This window comes from Pontibacter kalidii, assembly GCF_026278245.1.
In the GTDB taxonomy this organism is placed as follows: Bacteria; Bacteroidota; Bacteroidia; order Cytophagales; family Hymenobacteraceae; genus Pontibacter; species Pontibacter kalidii.
Map to the genome: position 1 here is coordinate 2,510,276 of NZ_CP111079.1, position 17,891 is coordinate 2,528,166.

Genomic DNA, 17,891 nt, shown 5'->3' on the forward strand with positions numbered 1-17,891 from the left:
TCTCTGTGTGTTATTCGCAAATTATCTGATCTTCGTACTCCACGTTAACCCGCTTGTAGCGCTCCCAGCCCATGGTTGGCAGCACCTCCTTGTACAGGATGGCTAACTTCTTAAATTTCTCCTCCACCTTATCCGGCTTTCCGAACTCAATGGTGTGTTCGCCCACCTGTGGCAGAAAAGAGACCTTGCCTTTGCCGTCTATATGCATCTGGGCAAGCTGTGCCTTCCAAAACTCGTCGTTCTCGATGAACTGGAGCAATGAGAGGTATGAGTGGCCTAAGGAATCCTTGAAGAATCCTCGGTCAGTTGGCTTTATAAGAGCTGACTTGGTTATTGGGATTACACGTGCCGTGTACCTGTCGGAGAGGGGGAGAATGTTCCCCTCAGCGTCGATGTATACATCCTGATCTGATCGTATAATTCTAGCAATAGGCCTGTTCTGTTTTACAAATACCTGGATGTTGCCATCTAACCCTCTGTAGACCTCGGCATCCTTCACAAATTTATGTGATTCTATGCGCTTTTCAAGGTTTTTCAGGTCGATGTTTTGGTTCGGGAGGCCTTCGAGTTTTCGCTCGCCTTCTCGTGTTAGCAAGCCCCGAACTTCCTTATCCCCAATAAAGTAATTGTTGTACTCATTATCAATTTTTATTGACACTTTTTTACAGATTTTTTCATTTTGTCTGGAAGACGCAAAACCTGCAATAGCCCCAATCGATAGGATGCTACAACCTGCAAAAATTAAAGATTTTATTCTACTATTCAAGCCCATACCTGTTATTTTCTAAAAAATTTCTGATAGGCTTAACTAGCGTGTCAATGTCGCCGGCTCCAACGGTAGCCAGCACATCAAAATCGCCGTTTTTAAGCAAATTTTCCACAACTTCCTCTTTGCGCATCAACTCTTTCACTGGGCTCGTCACCTGGTCCAGAATGATGGCTGAGGTTACGCCCGGAAGCGGTTTTTCACGCGCCGGGTAAATGTCCAACAGTACCAACTCGTCGGCCGTGCTCAGGCTCTTGGCGAACTCGGCGGCAAAGTCGCGGGTGCGGGTAAAGAGGTGCGGCTGAAATATCACCTTTATTCGCTTGTTTGGATAAAGTGCTCGTAATGAACCCATAAACGCGTCGATCTCCTTCGGGTGGTGCGCGTAATCATCGATGTATACCCGGCCGTGGCCTTCGTACACGAACTCAAAGCGGCGCTTCACACCGGCAAATGCCTCCACGCCTGCTTTTATACTTTGGGCCGGCACCTGCAGCACCTGCGCAGCCAGTATGGCCGCCAGGGTATTCTCGGCGTTATGGAAGCCCGGCACCCCCAGCCTCAATCCTGCTATATTCCCAAACGGACTCACCACATCAAACTCAAACCAGCGCCCGTTTACCTGCAGCCGCTCCACATGGGCCTCCCCACCGTTGAGACTATACTGGTACACCTGCACCCCCTCCTGCACCAGCGCCGTCAGGCGCGGGTCGGTGGCCTCGTGCAAGAACAGGAAACCACCCGGCTTTATCTGGCTAATGAACCGCTGGAAAGTCCGGATCAGTTCCTCGTTATCACCATAGATATCTAAATGATCTGGGTCTGCGGAAGTTACGATGGCCACATCCGGAAACAAGGTCAGGAAAGAACGGTCGTACTCATCGGCCTCCACCACCACTACCTCTTTGCCTGGCTCTCCTTTGCCTATGAGCAGGTTTGAGTTCAGGTTAGTGGCGATGCCTCCCAGAAATGCGGAGCAGTTTACACCGGCATGGTGCAGCAAGTGCGCCACAATACTGGAAGTGGTGGTTTTGCCATGCGTGCCCGCCACCGCCACGCTATAGGCGGAAGCCGTGATGATGCCCAGCACCTCCGAGCGTTTCTTGATGGTGTAGCCTTGCTCTTTCAGGTAAATCCACTCGGCATGATCAGCAGGTATGGCCGGCGTCAGCACCACCAATGTTTTATCTTTTTGCTGGAGCACTTCCTGCGGCAGGTTTGCCACGTCGTCCTCATAGTGCACAGCTATCCCTTCCTGCTCCAGCGCCTCGGTCAATGCGGTGCGGGTCTTGTCGTAACCCCACACCGGAAAGCCTTTGGCGTTGAACCAGCGGGCAATGGCGCTCATGCCGATGCCGCCAATGCCGAGGAAATAGATGTAGCTGTAGTCCTCCAGTCTCACTTGATCAGTTTTACCAATTCGTTTACAATGTCGGTCGCCGCGTTTGGGCAAGCCATTTTCAGTATGTTCTGGTGCAGACGCTGCTGCTCCTTTTCGTCTTCTAGTAATTGCAGCGCCTTTGGCACCAGCTTCTCCATCGACTCGCTGTCACGCACCAGAAGGGCTGCCTCCTGCTGCACCAGGGCCATGGCATTCTTGGTCTGGTGGTCTTCCGCTACGTTTGGCGACGGCACCAGCACTGCCGGTTTGCCAGCCAGGCAAAGCTCCGAGATAGACAGCGCACCAGCTCTTGATACCACCGCATCGGCCGCGGCATAAGCCAGATCCATCCTTGTAATGAAATCCAGCGCACGGATGCCCTCAGTTTTATACTTTGCCTCCAACTCCTGCGCCTGCGAAAAAAAAGCCTTCCCGGTCTGCCAGATCAGCTGGCAACCAGCATCGGCTATACTTTGCAGGTTTGCGGCTATACTTTGGTTGATGGTGCGGGCACCCAGGCTTCCGCCAATCACCAGTATCGTTTTCTTCTCCGTGCTCAGCCCGAAATGCTGCAGTGCCTCCTCACGCTTTCCTTCCAGGTTCATGATGTCAGAACGCACCGGATTTCCGGTCAGCACAATTTTATCTGCCGGGAAAAAGGCCTCCATACCCGGGTAAGCCACGCATACTTTCTGCACCCGTTTGGCCAGCAGCTTATTAGTGATACCCGCGTAAGAATTCTGCTCCTGGATCAAGGCCGGAATGCCACGTGAGGTAGCGGCATACAACAGCGGTCCGCTGGCGTAACCACCCACACCTACCACGGCATCAGGCTTAAAGTCTTTTATGATCTTATGCGAGGCGCGCACGCTTTTAAGCACTTTCAGCGGAAACGACAGGTTATCCAGTGTTAGTCTCCGCTGCAGGCCGCTGATCCACAGCCCCACGATCTTATATCCTGCCTCCGGCACACGCGTCATCTCCATCCTACCCTGGGCACCCACGAACAGGATCTCCGCCTCCGGGTTTACCTCCCGCAACCGGTTGGCAATGGCCACAGCCGGGTAAATATGCCCGCCGGTGCCGCCGCCGCTGATGATCACGCGATATGGTCTTTCCTGCCTAGGCATTTACGGATGCTTTTAAGGGTGATTTCACAGCTGCTGAACCGACAGCGCGCTCCTCGTTTATATCCTGGCGGCTCACGCTAAGGATAATCCCGATGGAGATGCCGGTAAAGATCAGGGAGGTACCGCCCATGCTCAGCAGCGGCAGCGGCAGCCCCGTAATTGGGCCTAACCCCACGGCAACGGCCATGTTGACCATGCCCTGCAGCACTAGGCTAAAGCTCAGGCCCGCCGAAAGCAGGCCGGCAAAGGCACCATCGCTTTTATTAACAGTTACCAGGCCGCGGTAAAGCAGCGCCAGGTATAAGAACAAGACAAAGATGCCCCCCAGCAAACCGTACTCCTCCAGGATGATCGCGTAAATAAAGTCTGAGTAAGGGTGCGGCAGGATATCGCGCTGGTCGCTGTTGCCGGGGCCTTTTCCCACCACCCCGCCGGTTGCGATGGCGATGTAGGACTGCTCCAACTGGAACGGCACCTCGTTCGGGTCCATGAAATCCTGCACCCGGCTAATAGCCGTGCCCATGCGCTGCCCCGCTGCCAGGCCAGCTCCACCTACCACAACACCAATCAGCACCACAATAGCCAGGTACTTAACCGGCACGCGCCCGATGAACATCAACAACAGGCACGTGGCGAAAAGCAACACGGCCGTGGAGGTATTGGTCATGGCGATCAGGCCACAGATAAACACTGTCCAGCCAAGCATCGGTAGCAGCGTTGCCTTCCATTCGTCTAGGAATTGCTGTTTTTTAGACAGCATGCTCGCCAGGTAAGAGATCAGGGCCAGTTTTGCCAAATCCGAAGGCTGGAACGTTTGGTTGATAACCGGGATCGTGATCCAACGGGAGGCCTCGTTAATATTGGAGCCCCAGAAGTAGGTGATCAGCAGCAGCGGCGCCGAGGCGATCAGGGCCACCAGCGACAGCCTGGAGTAAAAGCGGTACGGAATCTTATGAGCCATCCACATAAACGCCAGGCCAACCAGGATCAGGAAAGTATGCTTAAACAGAAAATACTCTGTGTTGCCCTCCATTTTTTTGTAAGCCAGGGTACCTGTAGCGGAGTATACCACGGCCACGCTGATCAGCGAGAACGCGATCACGATGCCCCACAGCACGGAGTCTCCCTTCAGGTTGTTCTGTAACCACTGCTTTACCATACCTTTGGCTTAGTTTATACTTTACTTCTTCAGCACTATTTTCTCCACAGCCTCCTTAAAGCGCTGTCCCCGGTGTTCGTAATTGTCAAAAAGGTCGAAGCTGGCGCAGGCCGGCGACAACAGCACCACATCCCCGGGCGTGGCCAACGAGCGGCTCAGGCGCACGGCATACTCTATCGATGTTGTCTCGGCAATGATCGGCACCACGCGGCCGAAGGCCTCCTTCAGTTTCTCGTTATCCTTGCCCAGGCAAACCAGCACCTTTACTTTCTCCCGGGCCAGCTCGATCAGCGTTTGATAGTCGTTGCCTTTGTCCACCCCGCCGGCAATCCAGATGATCGGCTGCTTGATGCCTTCCAGCGCGTACCATACGGCCTCCACATTAGTAGCCTTAGAGTCGTTGATGTAGCTCACCTCCTTGGCTATACCTACCAGCTGCAGCCGGTGGTCCGCGTTCTCGAAGGTCTCCAACGCCTGTTCAATCTGGCTATCCTCCACACCCATCAGCTTGGCCACGGCTACTGCCGCCATGGTGTTGTACTGGTTGTGCTTACCGATCAGGCCCGACTTGGACGTATCCACGGTCCCCTCATAGAACCTGGCAGTTACTTTTATCTTGCTTCCCTCGAAGTATACTTTGGCGTCCTTTGCCCCCTTGAGGGAGAAGGGAATGGTGGTGCCTCCGAAACTGGCCGAGTCAAACGCCTTGCTGATGTTCTCATCATCGGCGTTGAACAGGAAGAAATCGGCTCCGGACATGTTCCGGGCCACCCGCAACTTAGAGGCGGCATACTTCTCCATGCTGTACTCGTAGCGGTCCAGGTGGTCGGGGGTGATGTTGGTTAGCACCGCCATATGCGCTCTAAACTGGTACATGTTGTCGAGCTGGAAGCTGCTCAGCTCCACCACGTAATAGTCGTGCTTGTTATCGATCACCTTCTCGGCCAGGCTCTCCCCGATGTTACCCGCCAACCCAACGTTGATACCTGCGTTCTTGAGCAGGTGGTAAGTGAGCAGCGTGGTCGTGGTTTTGCCGTTAGTGCCCGTAATGCAGATGAACTTGGCATCGGTGTACCGGCCGGCAAACTCGATCTCTGATATTACAGGAATCTGTTTCTTGGCTGCCTCTTGGATAACTGCAGCCTTATCAGGAATGCCAGGACTTTTAATGATTTCATCAGCGTTGAGTATGGTTTCTAAAGTATGATTTCCCTCTTCGAATGGAATGGCAGCAGTGGCCAGCTTGGCCTTGTACTGCTCCTTGATCTCACCTTTATCAGACACGAATACCTCCAGCCCCTTTGCCTTTGCCAGCAAAGCCGCTCCTACTCCGCTTTCTCCTGCTCCTAGTACCGCTATCTTCATAGTTTATTGTTCGTTTTCTGTTAGGCTGTGGCTATCTCAATTTCAACGTTGCCAGCGTCAGGATGGCGAGCATGATGCCCACGATCCAGAAGCGGCCCACAATCTTCGACTCATGGTAACCCAGTTTCTGGTAATGATGGTGCAGCGGCGACATCTTGAAGATGCGACGGCCTTCACCATACTTCTTTTTAGTATACTTAAAGTAGCTCACCTGCAGCATCACCGACAGGTTCTCTATCAGGAAGATGCCACAAAGTATAGGGATGAGCAGTTCCTTGCGCACGATCAGGGCCAGCACCGCAATGATGCCGCCAATGGCCAGACTGCCCGTATCGCCCATGAATACCTGCGCCGGGTAAGTGTTGTACCACAGGAAGCCCACACAGGCTCCCACAAAGGCCAGCGAGAATATGGCCAGCTCACCGGAATTCGGGATGAACATGATGTCCAGGTAATCGGCAAAAATGGTGTTACCGGATACCCAGGCAAAAATCGCCAGCGTAAGGCCGATAATGGCAGAAGTACCCGCCGCCAGACCGTCAATGCCGTCGGTGATGTTCGCGCCGTTTGACACCGCTGTGATCACCAGGATCACAAAAGGGATGTAGAGGTAGCAGGACCATCCTGCGAAAAGCGGACCGGCAAACGCAAACAGGTTGCAATAGTCCAGCTCGTTGTTCTTGCGGAATGGAATGGTGGTGATCATGCTGTGCACATCCATATACTGGCCAGAGGCATTCACAGCGGAGGTGGAACCGTCGGCAAACATGTACTGGCGCACCACCACATCATCGTTAAAGTATAGCGTCAGGCCCACGATCAGGCCCAAGCCGATTTGGCCCAGAATCTTGAAGCGGCCAGCCAGGCCCTCCTTGTTCTTCTTGAATACCTTGATGTAATCGTCCAGAAAGCCGATCATTCCGAGCCACACGGTGGAGACGATCATCAGCTGCACGTACACGTTGTCGAGGCGGGCAAACAGCAGCACCGGCACCAGGATGGCCAGCAGGATGATCAGGCCGCCCATGGTGGGGGTACCCTTCTTCTCCATCTGTCCCTCCAGCCCCAGGTCGCGGATAGACTCGCCCACCTGCTTGCGCTGCAGCACTTTGATCAGCCTGCCACCAAAGATCATGGCAATCAGCAGCGATACAAGTGTGGCCATACCTGCCCGGAAGGAAATGTACTGAAACACGCCAGCTCCGACGAAGTCGAACTCACGGTCGAGGTATGTAAAAAGGTGATAAAGCATTAATTCTGTATTCGGTTACCTTTGGCTAAAAATTGTTTGTTTGGCAATACTTTACTTTCCGAGCTGCCGGAACATCTCGCGTAAAATCTGTTTATCGTCAAAGTCATACTTCACCCCTTTGATCTCCTGGTAGGTCTCGTGTCCCTTGCCGGCAACAAGTATGATATCGTTCGGCTCGGCCAGCATGCAGGCTGTTTTAATGGCCTCCTTACGGTCCAGCACCGATAGCGTTTTCTTATAATCGATCGGTTTTACCCCTTTCTGCATATCCTCCAATATAACCTGCGGCTCCTCGAAGCGCGGATTGTCGGAGGTAAGTATAACTTTGTCGCTAAGGCGGCAGGCAATATCTGCCATCACCGGGCGCTTGGCCGCATCGCGGTTCCCGCCGCAACCCACCAGCGTTATCACTTTCTGGTTCGGGTCCCGGATCTGCTGTATCGTGTTCAGCACGTTCTCAAGTGCATCCGGCGTATGGGCATAATCCACAATCCCAGTTATTTGCGAATCAGACACGATGTAGTCAAAACGTCCGGCAGCAGAATTCAGGCTCGAAAGTATGGTCAGCGTCTCCGTCGGGTCCTCGCCCAGCAGCACCCCCACCCCGTAAGCGGCCAGCAGGTTGTAAGCATTGAACGTTCCGATGAGCTTAGCCCAGATCTCACGCCCATCCACCTCCAAGTGTAATCCCTGAATAGTATTATCAATGATGCGCCCCTTGAACTCCACCACCTTGCGTAAAGCATAAAAATGGGCGCTGGCTTTCGTGTTTTGTACCATTACCGGCCCGCGCTTGTCGTCGGCGTTCACCAGGGCAAAAGCCTTTTTCGACAACATGTCAAAGAAACCCTTTTTAGCCTTGATATATTCATCAAAGGTGCCGTGGTAATCCAGGTGGTCGTGGGTGATGTTGGTAAAAACGCCACCGGCAAACGTAATGCCTGCCACCCTTTGTTGCACCATGGCGTGGGAACTCACCTCCATAAAAGCGTGCGTGCAACCGGCTTTCACCATCTGCGCCAGCAGCTCGTTCAGCTTCACGGCATCCGGTGTGGTGTGTGTAGAAGGGATCACCTCCTCATCGATCTGGTTTTGCACCGTGGAGATCAGGCCCACGTGATACCCCAGTTCGCGGAACAGCTTGTGCAGCAAGGTTACCGAGGTGGTCTTCCCATTTGTGCCCGTCACGCCTACCAGCTGCAGCTTTCTGGATGGATGGCCATAGAAGGCCGAAGCCAGTTGCCCCAGCGCCTGGGCCGAGTCTTGCACCTGCACATAGATCATACTTTGCCTTAGCTCCTGCGGCAGTTCCTCGCATACTATGGCGACAGCACTTGCCTCCTCCGCCTTGGGTATGAACGCATGGCCATCAGCCTGCACCCCGCGCACCGCCACAAACAGCACCCCCTCCCGCACCTGGCGCGAATCGAAGGTGATGCCCTGCACCGGCACATCAAGCGGGCCGTGGGTGCTGAGCACGTTTACATTCTGTAGTATGTCCTGCAGTAGCTGCATTAGCCAAGTATAATCGTTATCGTTTTTGCTTCATTTATGTCGGTGGCCGGCGCAATAGACTGTTTCTTCACGCGCTTGCCCACTCCTTCCACCTCTACCTCCAGGTGCTGGTTGCCTAGTATAAACAAGGCATCCCGCAGGGTCATCCCCACCACATCCGGCACCTTGTTCTGTAGCACCGGGTTGGCTTTAAACTCCAGCGAGCGGCGTTTTGGCGTTACCTTCACCCAATCCTCATCCGCATTGGCCGCGCGGGTGCTGATGCCGAGCGTGTTGTAGATCATCTTCAGGTCATCAAAACTACCCGCCTGCACCACCGGAAGACTCTCCTTGTCCGGCACCACACGTGCGTGCATGGGCTTGTGCATGGCCAGGTCACGGGCGTAGGCTTTGTCAGCGAGTTCCTTGAACACAGGCGCCGCCACATCACTACCGTACACGTTCACGCCTTTCGGGCTGTCGATGATCACGATGCAACTGTACTTCGGGTCATCGGCCGGAAAGTAGCCGGCAAAGGAGGTGGAGTACTCGCGCACATACCGTCCGTCCTTTACCTTTCGCGCTGTACCCGTCTTGCCCGCGATCTTGTAATCGGCACTGTGGATACTCTTGGCTGTCCCGTTCTCCACCACGCCCTCCAGCATAGTTCTGAGCTTTTTGAGCGTCTCATCAGAACATATCTTCTCGTTCAGCACGCGGGTCTCATACGACTGCACCACCTCATCCACCTTGCGGATCTCCTTCACGATGATCGGCTGTATCTTCACCCCGTTGTTTGCCACGGCATTGTAAAAAGCCAGCGTTTGCAACGGCGAGAGCTTCGTTTCGTAGCCGATAGACATGGAAGTGAGCGTGGTCCCATACCAGTTCTTGTCCTGCGGATCTTTCATATAGGGCCTGGCCTCGCCTTCCATCTGGAAACCCAGGGTACTATTCAGCCCGAACTTGTTCAGGTAATCGACAAAAGCCTGCTGCTCATTGCCAAAATATTGCTCCATCAGCTTTGCTACGCCGATGTTAGATGATTTCTCAAACACCTGCTGCACCGTAATCTTGCCGTATCCATTGATCTTGGCGTCCGTCATGACCGTGTTTTTGATCTTGTAACGGCCATCCCCCGTGTCGATGGTGTCCGTGAGGCTCACCTCCGGGTGATGCTCAAAAAGGGCCATCATGGAGGCCAGCTTAAACGTGGAGCCCGGCTCGGTACGTCCTTGGTTCCCTACGGCGTAGTTATAATCCTCAATGTAGCCGCCTTTGGTCTTACCGAGGTTAGCCATGGCCTTGATCTCGCCGGTCTTCACCTCCATCAGGATCACGGTGCCATACTCCGCGTTGGTTTTCTCCAGGGCCTTGTACAGCGCATTCTCCGCCACGTCCTGCAGGTTGATGTCCAGCGTGGTTTTGATGTCGTACCCGTGCTGCGGATTCACCTCGGTGCCGTCGTGGATAGGCTTGCTGCCCCCGGCGATTCGCTCAAAAAGTGCCTCGCCGTCGGTTCCAGACAGGTTCGCATTAAAGCTGTACTCCAGCCCTGCTCCGTTCTTATCCTCGTTTATAAAGCCAATGGTACGCTCGGCTAGTATACCAAATGGCTTAAAGCGCTTCTCTACTTTCTCAAAGATCACCCCGCCCCTGTTCTTGCCCTCCCGGAAGATGGGCCAGCGCGACATCACCTTTTTATCCTGGTAACCTATCTGCCTGCTGTTCAGGCGTACATACCTTCTGCCGGAGTGCCGCGCGTTCTTAATCTTGCGGTGATAATAATCCGCCGACTTATCGCCGTAAAAGCGCGACAAAAGCATGGCCAGCGAATCTATGCCACTGTTAAATACCTCCGGCTTTGCCACCGTAGGGTCGAATGCCACACGGTAGAAAGGCAGCGACGTAGCCAATATGCTTTCGTTATCTGAAAGGATGTTTCCACGGGTGGCATGCACCGGTTTGTAAAAAATGCGGCGCTCCTTAGAGATGCTCTTCCATTTATCTCCGTCCAGAAACTGAATATGCACTACCTTATACACGATAGCGCACGCAAACAGGCAAACCAACAGGAATACCAGCCTAACCCGGATCAGTATCGACTTCTTAATACTCATCTGCAGGCACTATAACTTGGTATGGCGGCCGGGAGCTTTCCTCCAGACCGAGTGGCGCCACGTTTCGGGCCACCTCCGATTGCTTACTCGCCTCCATGTACTCCGACTTCAGGGTGGAGTAATCGGCCCGCAGGTCCTCCACCTCCACCTTCACCTTATCTATCTGGCGAACCGTCTTCACGGCAAAGTGCGTATTGCCGATATATAAAAGCGTAATGCCCGTCAGAAACAGGATGCGCGGCATATACTTCAGCGGCACCCCCTCTTCAAACAAGGCATCAACATTGGCGTACTTATCGAGCAGTGCGAACAAACTGAATCCCTTCTTCTTTGGCTTCAGCGGTTCCTCTGCCTCTGGCTTCACACGCACCGCATTTAGCTTGGGCGCGCTGTTTCTTTTTGTGAGTACATTAGAAGCCATACTTGTTTTCTTTAGCTAGCAGTTTGTGTTACTTTGCGTCTCGTTCCTCCCTCTTCTCAGCTACCCTTAGCTTGGCACTCCTGGAGCGGCTGTTCTGCAGCAGTTCCTCCTCTGTCGGCGTCACCGGCTTGCGATGCACGGCCTCCAGCGGCTTTATCTCGTTCCCAAAGAGGTCTTTCTCCACCTCCCCGAAAAATTTACCCTTGGCGATGAAATTCTTCACCATCCGGTCTTCCAGCGAGTGATACGAGATCACCGAGAGCCTTCCGCCGGGACTGAGCAGCTCCGCCGCCTGCTCCAGCATCTCCTCCAACGCCTTCATCTCGTCGTTCACCTCGATGCGGAGCGCCTGGAACACTTGGGCCAGGTACTTGTTCTCCTTCCCTCTCGGGGTGCAGGAACTGATGGCCTGCTTAAACTGGGCAATCGTTTCCAGCGGCTGGCGGTTGCGCTTCTCCACCACCGTGCGGGCCAGGGTCTTGGCATTCTTCACCTCCCCATAGATCCCGAAGATGCGGTGCAGTTGCTCTTCCGAGTATGTCTCCAGCACCTCCTGGGCAGTAATTCCCGCATCCGGGTCCATGCGCATGTCCAGCGGACCGTCGAAGCGGGTAGAGAAACCGCGCTCCGGCACATCGAACTGGTGCGACGAAACCCCCAGGTCGGCCAGAATCCCATCCACCTTCTTCACGCTATACAAGCGCAGGTACTTCTTCAGGTCGCGGAAGTTGGCGCGCACGAACTGAAAGTTCGGCCCCTCCAGCTTCTTCGACTGTTCCTGCGCGTCGGCGTCCTGGTCAAAACTATAGAGCTTGCCTGCTGTAAGCTCCTTTAGGATGCGCGCCGAGTGACCTCCGCCGCCAAACGTCACATCCACATATATTCCGTCCGGCTTGATGGCCAGCGCCTCTACCGACTCTTCCAGTAATACTGGGCGATGATACTCCATTACACAAGTGGCTCTTCAGCCGGTTTATCCCCCAAAAACTTCTGGGCGAGCTGCGAGAAATTCTGCTGATCTTTAATCAGGAACTCCTCATACTTATCTGGGTTCCAAATCTCCACACGGTTACCCAAACCTACCACAATCGCCTCTTTCTCCAGCTCCGCAAAGCGTGACATGGTCTTGGGCACAATAAAGCGCCCCGCGCCGTCCAGCTCAATCTCGGTGTTACCCCGGAAGAAATTCCGCTGGAAATGGCGGTATTCCTCGTTGAACTCGTTCAAGCCGGCCACCTTATCGTAAATCACCTTCCACTCCGCCTTCGGGTATAGCACCAGGCAAGGCTCAAACCCCCTCATCAGCACCACATGATTGCCAGACGCCTCCGGCAGGTTGGCTTTTATCTTTGCAGGTAAAACCAACCTTCCCTTCGGATCAATCTTGCACTCATATTCGCCAGAAAGGAAGTTCATAGGCTTATGGTGATTTAGTCCGTATAGACTTTGGACTATACAAATGTAGCCAATCAGCAAAATTTAGCAACCACAATCTACCACTTTTTACCACTTTGTGGATAAATTATGGTAATCCACACCACTTATCCACATTATCCACACCACCGGCCCCTCATTTTGGGTATAACTAAATTTGCAGCGAATCAGCAAATTCCTTAAAATACGAGACGCTAAAAACACAACATACTGATTATAAGCAGGTTAAATGACAAATATTAAACATAGACGATTTTTGATACTTATCTACTGTGAAAGTGGGGCGAAGTGGCAAAAGTGGGAGAAAGTGGAAGGGATTTAAACAAGGTGGAGCAAAGTGGCGGGAAAATCTCGACATCCGAGGACTGGATTACCCCTTCTGGAGGAGGGCTTTGATAGGGTACTGTGACCTTGGGGTTTAGCCAGCATGAAAACCCGATGTGCAAACTCTGGGAGCGTTGCGCTTTTCATCAAAAAAGGAGCCTTTTCAGCTCCGCTTATACTTTAATAACTCCTGTTGCGATTTACTGCTTTTGTAAAGGTGTAAGCCTACCCCTGCCCCTCCAAGGGGGGAAAACCCTTCAAGCGTAATTTGCTTCCCCTCCTCGGAGGAGTTAGGAGTGGGTTAATCGCACCTTAGGTGTTATAGTTGGATGGTATCCTAAAATTTAAACCCTAAGTGAAGGCCTATTGAAAGAATGGGCGTGCCCTCTTTATAGTGGAAGTAGGAGATCCTGCCCCCGGCCACGCCATTGCGCAGGATGCCGAAGTCGTTCTCCAGAAAGCCGTGCAGGCCAATGTCAGAGGTTTTAATGTGGGTCACGGAGCCATCAATCGTCCCCTGCCCCTCCGGGTCAGAGTTGATTTCGGCGCGGTGGCGAAAGCTTGGGCCTGCCCCGAGGCGGAACGTAACGATCTCCGCCTGCATCACATCGAAAGCTGCATCAACGGAGCCCATGAAAAACGTGTTCTGGATGGTATAGATCTGCTTGGCGTCGTCGTAGCGCTTGGCCGACAGGAGGCCAAGGTTCAGGCCAAGCGACAGGCGCTTGCCCAGGTAGTGGCTGAAGTTGTTGCTGAACATCAGGCCCTGGCTGTCGTTTTCGGAGAGCCACACAAAGCTCACACCCGCTTTCAGGCTGGCCGGCTCTTTCCCCGCTCCCCCGTTCGTGAAGGTTTGTGCTGAGGCAGTATGCGGCTGGCTCAGCAAAAGTAAAGTTACAAGAGCAATCAGGGCTAGGGAAGCTACGCTGAATTTCATCGGCTGGAAAGGCAAAGATTAAAACGAAAGGATGCAAGTCACTGCAAACCCTTAGGCATACGGCTGGCTTGCCCGCGCTGTTGCACATCACGGACCTAATTATTTATACTTTCCATACTTAAACTTTGGTTTTATAAAGCTGCCACCAGGGCAGGTACGGTTTGTCGTGGTGCTCGTAGTGGTAGCCGAAGAAGTAGCAGCTGGCAAAGGCCCATACATGGTTCTTGCCCTGCGTGCTGGATTTGTGCGGATTATCCTCGGGGTGCTCTCCGCGGTGCGGCTGGAAAGTACCGAAGTAAAATAGCTGAAAAGTGGCCAGAATGGCCGGCAGCATCCAGAACAACACCACGTTCTCGAGCGGAAAGTATAGCTTGAGCACATTAAACGTAAGGGCCATGAGCAGGAGCTGCCACCAGGTGATGTACTGCCTCAAAAAGCTCAGGTACCAGGGCCAGAACGAGCCGTGGTGGTAATCAGGGTCCTGGTCGGTGGCGACGTGACGGTGGTGCTGGTGGTGCCGCGGCAGCAGGCGCGGATACCAGTTATAGGCAAACAGAAAAGCCGTTACTGTACCGATCGCTTTGTTCAGTTCAGGCCTTCCCGGGGCCGCCACGCCGTGCATGGCATCGTGGGCCGTAATAAACAAACCAGTGTAGAGATGCGTCTGCAGCAGGATAAAGAGGTACGTAAGCGGTGAGGCGAAATCCACGGTATAAGACGTAAGCAGGTACACCAGCAGCAGCAACCAGCTGGCAAGTATAACTGCCGCTATCAGCACACCCCGGAAATCATTCTTTCTCGCTATTGCCATTCTATTGCTTTTCGTATCTCTCTTACCGTAGCACGTATCAAGTAGCACGACTTTTTTATGGCACATGTTTGGTGAAGCTATATTTGCCGTGTGGCGGTACCTCACATTCCTACTTGAATAGGTTGAATTTATACTTCCGCTGCCTCTCAGGCACCCCATCCAGTTAATCTCCCTTTATCGTGATACGTGATACGTGCTACTAGATACGCATTACGCAATTCGCCCTTAAAGTTCATACTTCAGCAGCGCATCGCGCACCTGCTCCATCAGCCACATGGGCGTGGAGGTGGCCCCGCAAATCCCAACCAAGTCGCCGGCGCTGAACCACCCTGGCTCTAGCTGCTCTACCTTTGAGACAAAGTATGTTTCCGGGTTGGTGTCCTTGCATACCTGGTAGAGCACCTTGCCGTTGCTCGATTTGGTGCCGGACACAAAGACCACCTTGTCATACTTGGCGGCGAACTTCCGTAGTTCCTTGTCGCGGTTTGATACCTGTCGGCAGATCGTGTCGTTGGCATTCACCTCGTACCCCTGCCCTTCCAGCCGGCTTTTTATACTATAAAAGCTGTCGGTGCTCTTGGTGGTCTGGCTGTAGAGGGTAATTTTGGGCGGAAGGTCGTACTGCAGCAGCTCCTCCATACTTTCAAACACCACTGCCTGGTTACCGGTTTGCCCCAGCAAGCCTATCACTTCGGCATGGCCATGCTTGCCATATATATAGATCTTATCGCTTTTATCGTAGGAGGTTTTGATGCGATTCTGCAACTTCAGCACCACCGGGCAGGAAGCATCTATCAAGGTCAGGTTGTTCTGCAGGGCGATCTGATAGGTTTGCGGGGGCTCTCCGTGGGCGCGAATCAGCACCGTCTCGTTTTGCAGCTGCCGTAGCTGCTCGTGGTTAATAATGCGCAGGCCCCGCTGCTGCAGGCGCTCCACCTCCACGTCGTTGTGCACGATATCGCCCAGGCAATGCAGATACCCCTGCTCATCCAGGATGTCCTCGGCCATCTGGATGGCATACACCACTCCGAAACAGAAGCCGGAGTTATCGTCGATGGTTATGCGCAGGGTACTCATACGTTCTATACAGCTACAGGGGCATATTGTTTTACGCTTTTGCGCTGCCTAAGTCCCTCATACACAGAAATAGTAAGCAAAAGCATCAACATGGAGTATAAAGTATCCTCTACAGGTATGGAAACGATGCGGAGCCCCAGGTTATAGTCGTTGTTATACCACACGATAGGCAGGTACGTGAGCACGCCGTTGACGAGCAGAAAAGGTACCAGGTGCACCAGGTAGGCCAGGTAAAAGCGGCCCAAGTAGCGCGTGCCGAAAAACTTCAGGTGCACCAGGTGCATCAGCGTGAGCAGCATGAAGGTGACGGAAGTATACAGCCTGCCCATGTGAAAGACCGCAATCAGGGGCAGCACCAACATCAGCCCTACGGCAATACCTTTCACGTAGGGCTGCAGCAGGTCTTTGGTGATGTAGGCGTTGAGCACGTCGTAGATAAACACGCAGGCATAAGGCACCGTCAGGAAGAAGAGTACCTCCTCCAGTGGCAGGCCGAACAGGTAAATACCCGTCAGGTACTCCTCGTTAAAGCCCCAGATGCCGGCCCTGGTGAACAGGGCATCCCATACGATAAACAACACCCCATTGGCCAGTATGGCCGGAAACAGCGCACCCCAGTCCTTGTAAAAGGCCACCTTCCTATCGAAGGACAGCAGAAAGGGGAACAGGATGGTGAAGATGTTGAGGTACAGGTAGAGGTACATGTGTTAAAGTATAAAGGGAAACAACGGTAAAACTGAATTTGAATCCTGCCCAAAGGTCCTCTGCCTTTCTACAGGCATACCTTGTAGCCGCAATGCAGCATCATTCGCTCCGCTTTATACTTTCGGGGTTAGATACTGATACGCCGCAGCTCCCTTTTCTCGGCTTCGGTGCAATGGTCTTTGGTAAGCAGGAAGTCGCGCATGGTGCGGGCAAATTCCGCAGATATTTCGGAGTCAGGATACGCTTTCAGACTACTGATCATCACTTTCTTATCGCTCTCCAGGTTAGGGCTCAGATTGAGGTAGCGGGGCACGTAATGCTCCACGGTAAACCTGAGAAAGCGGATTTCAGGATGATCCCTGTCCAACGCCACCGCTTCCTCAAAAATGGCGGCAGCGGTCTTTATCTGCTTCAGCTTGCTATAAGGGTTCCAGACATACTTGGCCATCACCGCCTCGGAGGCAGCCTTGTAGGCCAGCACCACCGGGTCCTTCTCCCCATACTGGCTCATTTTCTTGTTGAAGCGCTCGGCAACGGTTTTGTCCTTGCTTGCTTCCAGGTATTCTGTTCTCAGCTCAGAGAGGTCATAGCGGGTTTCGGTATCAGCCAGCGCCACTTGTACTATAAAAAGTAAAAGTGTAAAGGGTAAAATCTTGAGCATTTAAATCGCGTTAAATCTGTACTTGACGTAGGAACTAAGCAGTAAGGCAAACTTAGTATTATCAGGTACTCTTACGCGCTCCTTCAGGATGTGTTTGGCCGGCAGGCCCTGTATCTTGCGGAAAAGCTTGCGGTAATACACATAGGCCAGGTACACGCCCATGCGGGCCGTGCGCGGCAGGGCCATGATCCCGGCATAGGCATCGTTAAAATCCTGGAGGATATCCTGCTCAATCTCAGCCTTGCACGCGTTACTGAACTTGCGGTACTCCACCTTCGGGAAGTAAACCCGGCCCCGCTCCTTGTAGTCGCTCCTCATATCACGCAGGAAATTCACTTTCTGAAAGGCCGCCCCCAAGCTACGGGCTGGCTTCTCCAGCCGCCCGAACATCTCCTCATCGCCTTCGCAGAACACTTTCAGGCACATCAGCCCCACCACCTCGGCAGAGCCATAGATGTACTCGTCGTATAGTGTCCGGTCGTACACATGGTCGTCCAGGTCCATTTCCATACTTTTCAGGAAAGCCTCAATATACGCTTTATCTATCCCATACGTATGCACCACGCACTGGAAAGCGTTCAGCACCGGATTCAGGCTCAGCCGCTGGTCGATGGCCTTGTAGGTCTGCTTCTTGAAAGCAGCAAGCAGCTTGCGCCTGTCGTGCCCGTGGAAACTATCCACGATCTCATCGGCGCAGCGTACAAAGCCATAGATGGCATAGATGGGCAGGTGCAATTTCTTGTCCAGCGTCCGGATGCCGAGCGTGAAGGAGGTGCTGTAGGCCTGGGTAATGACTTTACTGCACTTCATGCAGGTTTCGTTAAAGAGTTGCTCCATACGCCATCAGATTTAGG

General features: G+C 53.3%; 17 protein-coding genes. All 17 read right to left on the reverse strand.

Annotation, left to right across the window (positions count from 1 at the left end; all coding sequences use genetic code 11):
- Window positions 1–10: 10 nt before the first annotated feature.
- Window positions 11–772 (reverse strand): cell division protein FtsQ/DivIB, encoded by a 762-nt coding sequence (locus tag OH144_RS10800; RefSeq protein WP_266202248.1) that lies wholly within the window; start codon window positions 770–772, stop codon window positions 11–13.
- Entirely contained in the window at window positions 759–2,168 is a 1,410-nt protein-coding gene (murC, locus tag OH144_RS10805; protein ID WP_266202249.1) for a UDP-N-acetylmuramate--L-alanine ligase, read from the reverse strand. The genes OH144_RS10800 and murC overlap by 14 nt, the downstream gene beginning before the upstream one ends.
- A complete protein-coding gene (gene murG, locus OH144_RS10810; protein WP_266202250.1) occupies window positions 2,165–3,277 on the reverse strand; it encodes an undecaprenyldiphospho-muramoylpentapeptide beta-N-acetylglucosaminyltransferase in 1,113 nt (370 codons plus the stop codon). The genes murC and murG overlap by 4 nt, the downstream gene beginning before the upstream one ends.
- Window positions 3,270–4,436, reverse strand: coding sequence for an FtsW/RodA/SpoVE family cell cycle protein (locus tag OH144_RS10815; protein WP_266202251.1), 1,167 nt, complete (start codon window positions 4,434–4,436; stop codon window positions 3,270–3,272). Before OH144_RS10815 ends, murG begins: the two co-directional genes overlap by 8 nt.
- A 21-nt stretch (window positions 4,437–4,457) precedes the next feature.
- Window positions 4,458–5,801: a UDP-N-acetylmuramoyl-L-alanine--D-glutamate ligase gene (gene murD / locus OH144_RS10820; RefSeq protein ID WP_266202252.1), complete on the reverse strand. Its 1,344-nt coding sequence runs from the start codon at window positions 5,799–5,801 to the stop codon at window positions 4,458–4,460.
- A 31-nt stretch (window positions 5,802–5,832) separates the two neighbouring features.
- The gene (mraY, locus tag OH144_RS10825) at window positions 5,833–7,053 is read right to left on the reverse strand and encodes a phospho-N-acetylmuramoyl-pentapeptide-transferase (protein WP_266202253.1); all 1,221 of its coding nucleotides are present in this window, start codon (window positions 7,051–7,053) and stop codon (window positions 5,833–5,835) included.
- 51 nt (window positions 7,054–7,104) lie between these two features.
- Window positions 7,105–8,568: a UDP-N-acetylmuramoyl-L-alanyl-D-glutamate--2,6-diaminopimelate ligase gene (locus tag OH144_RS10830; RefSeq protein ID WP_266202254.1), complete on the reverse strand. Its 1,464-nt coding sequence runs from the start codon at window positions 8,566–8,568 to the stop codon at window positions 7,105–7,107.
- Window positions 8,568–10,667, reverse strand: a complete 2,100-nt coding sequence (locus OH144_RS10835; RefSeq protein WP_266202255.1) for a penicillin-binding protein — start codon at window positions 10,665–10,667, stop codon at window positions 8,568–8,570. The genes OH144_RS10830 and OH144_RS10835 overlap by 1 nt, the downstream gene beginning before the upstream one ends.
- Window positions 10,657–11,088, reverse strand: a complete 432-nt coding sequence (locus tag OH144_RS10840; RefSeq protein ID WP_266202256.1) for an FtsL-like putative cell division protein — start codon at window positions 11,086–11,088, stop codon at window positions 10,657–10,659. Before OH144_RS10840 ends, OH144_RS10835 begins: the two co-directional genes overlap by 11 nt.
- A 28-nt stretch (window positions 11,089–11,116) precedes the next feature.
- The gene (gene rsmH / locus OH144_RS10845) at window positions 11,117–12,037 is read right to left on the reverse strand and encodes a 16S rRNA (cytosine(1402)-N(4))-methyltransferase RsmH (protein WP_266202257.1); all 921 of its coding nucleotides are present in this window, start codon (window positions 12,035–12,037) and stop codon (window positions 11,117–11,119) included.
- Complete coding sequence (mraZ, locus tag OH144_RS10850) at window positions 12,037–12,504, reverse strand: division/cell wall cluster transcriptional repressor MraZ (protein WP_073852298.1); 468 nt, start codon at window positions 12,502–12,504, stop codon at window positions 12,037–12,039. Before mraZ ends, rsmH begins: the two co-directional genes overlap by 1 nt.
- 679 nt (window positions 12,505–13,183) lie before the next feature.
- Window positions 13,184–13,783, reverse strand: a complete 600-nt coding sequence (locus tag OH144_RS10855) for a hypothetical protein (protein WP_266202258.1) — start codon at window positions 13,781–13,783, stop codon at window positions 13,184–13,186.
- A gap of 118 nt (window positions 13,784–13,901) precedes the next feature.
- The gene (locus tag OH144_RS10860) at window positions 13,902–14,594 is read right to left on the reverse strand and encodes a fatty acid desaturase (RefSeq protein ID WP_266202259.1); all 693 of its coding nucleotides are present in this window, start codon (window positions 14,592–14,594) and stop codon (window positions 13,902–13,904) included.
- A 225-nt stretch (window positions 14,595–14,819) separates the two neighbouring features.
- Window positions 14,820–15,671, reverse strand: coding sequence for a 4-hydroxy-3-methylbut-2-enyl diphosphate reductase (locus OH144_RS10865; protein ID WP_266202260.1), 852 nt, complete (start codon window positions 15,669–15,671; stop codon window positions 14,820–14,822).
- A gap of 5 nt (window positions 15,672–15,676) precedes the next feature.
- On the reverse strand, window positions 15,677–16,375 hold the full coding sequence (locus tag OH144_RS10870; protein WP_266202261.1) for a lycopene cyclase domain-containing protein: 699 nt from the start codon (window positions 16,373–16,375) through the stop codon (window positions 15,677–15,679).
- Between the two features lie 128 nt (window positions 16,376–16,503).
- Window positions 16,504–17,037, reverse strand: coding sequence for a signal peptidase II (locus OH144_RS10875; RefSeq protein ID WP_266202262.1), 534 nt, complete (start codon window positions 17,035–17,037; stop codon window positions 16,504–16,506).
- A complete protein-coding gene (locus tag OH144_RS10880; RefSeq protein WP_266202263.1) occupies window positions 17,038–17,847 on the reverse strand; it encodes a phytoene/squalene synthase family protein in 810 nt (269 codons plus the stop codon).
- Between the last annotated feature and the right edge of the window lie 44 nt (window positions 17,848–17,891).

Excerpts from the sequence above, each read along its gene's own strand:
- OH144_RS10800 (WP_266202248.1), bottom strand. The coding sequence starts at position 772 with ATGGGCTTGAATAGTAGAATAAAATCTTTAATTTTTGCAGGTTGTAGC.
- murG (WP_266202250.1), bottom strand. The coding sequence starts at position 3,277 with ATGCCTAGGCAGGAAAGACCATATCGCGTGATCATCAGCGGCGGCGGC.
- OH144_RS10815 (WP_266202251.1), bottom strand. The coding sequence starts at position 4,436 with ATGGTAAAGCAGTGGTTACAGAACAACCTGAAGGGAGACTCCGTGCTG.
- murD (WP_266202252.1), bottom strand. The coding sequence starts at position 5,801 with ATGAAGATAGCGGTACTAGGAGCAGGAGAAAGCGGAGTAGGAGCGGCT.
- mraY (WP_266202253.1), bottom strand. The coding sequence starts at position 7,053 with ATGCTTTATCACCTTTTTACATACCTCGACCGTGAGTTCGACTTCGTC.
- OH144_RS10830 (WP_266202254.1), bottom strand. The coding sequence starts at position 8,568 with ATGCAGCTACTGCAGGACATACTACAGAATGTAAACGTGCTCAGCACC.
- OH144_RS10835 (WP_266202255.1), bottom strand. The coding sequence starts at position 10,667 with ATGAGTATTAAGAAGTCGATACTGATCCGGGTTAGGCTGGTATTCCTG.
- OH144_RS10840 (WP_266202256.1), bottom strand. The coding sequence starts at position 11,088 with ATGGCTTCTAATGTACTCACAAAAAGAAACAGCGCGCCCAAGCTAAAT.
- rsmH (WP_266202257.1), bottom strand. The coding sequence starts at position 12,037 with ATGGAGTATCATCGCCCAGTATTACTGGAAGAGTCGGTAGAGGCGCTG.
- mraZ (WP_073852298.1), bottom strand. The coding sequence starts at position 12,504 with ATGAACTTCCTTTCTGGCGAATATGAGTGCAAGATTGATCCGAAGGGA.
- OH144_RS10855 (WP_266202258.1), bottom strand. The coding sequence starts at position 13,783 with ATGAAATTCAGCGTAGCTTCCCTAGCCCTGATTGCTCTTGTAACTTTA.
- OH144_RS10860 (WP_266202259.1), bottom strand. The coding sequence starts at position 14,594 with ATGGCAATAGCGAGAAAGAATGATTTCCGGGGTGTGCTGATAGCGGCA.
- OH144_RS10865 (WP_266202260.1), bottom strand. The coding sequence starts at position 15,671 with ATGAGTACCCTGCGCATAACCATCGACGATAACTCCGGCTTCTGTTTC.
- OH144_RS10870 (WP_266202261.1), bottom strand. The coding sequence starts at position 16,375 with ATGTACCTCTACCTGTACCTCAACATCTTCACCATCCTGTTCCCCTTT.
- OH144_RS10875 (WP_266202262.1), bottom strand. The coding sequence starts at position 17,037 with ATGCTCAAGATTTTACCCTTTACACTTTTACTTTTTATAGTACAAGTG.
- OH144_RS10880 (WP_266202263.1), bottom strand. The coding sequence starts at position 17,847 with ATGAAGTGCAGTAAAGTCATTACCCAGGCCTACAGCACCTCCTTCACG.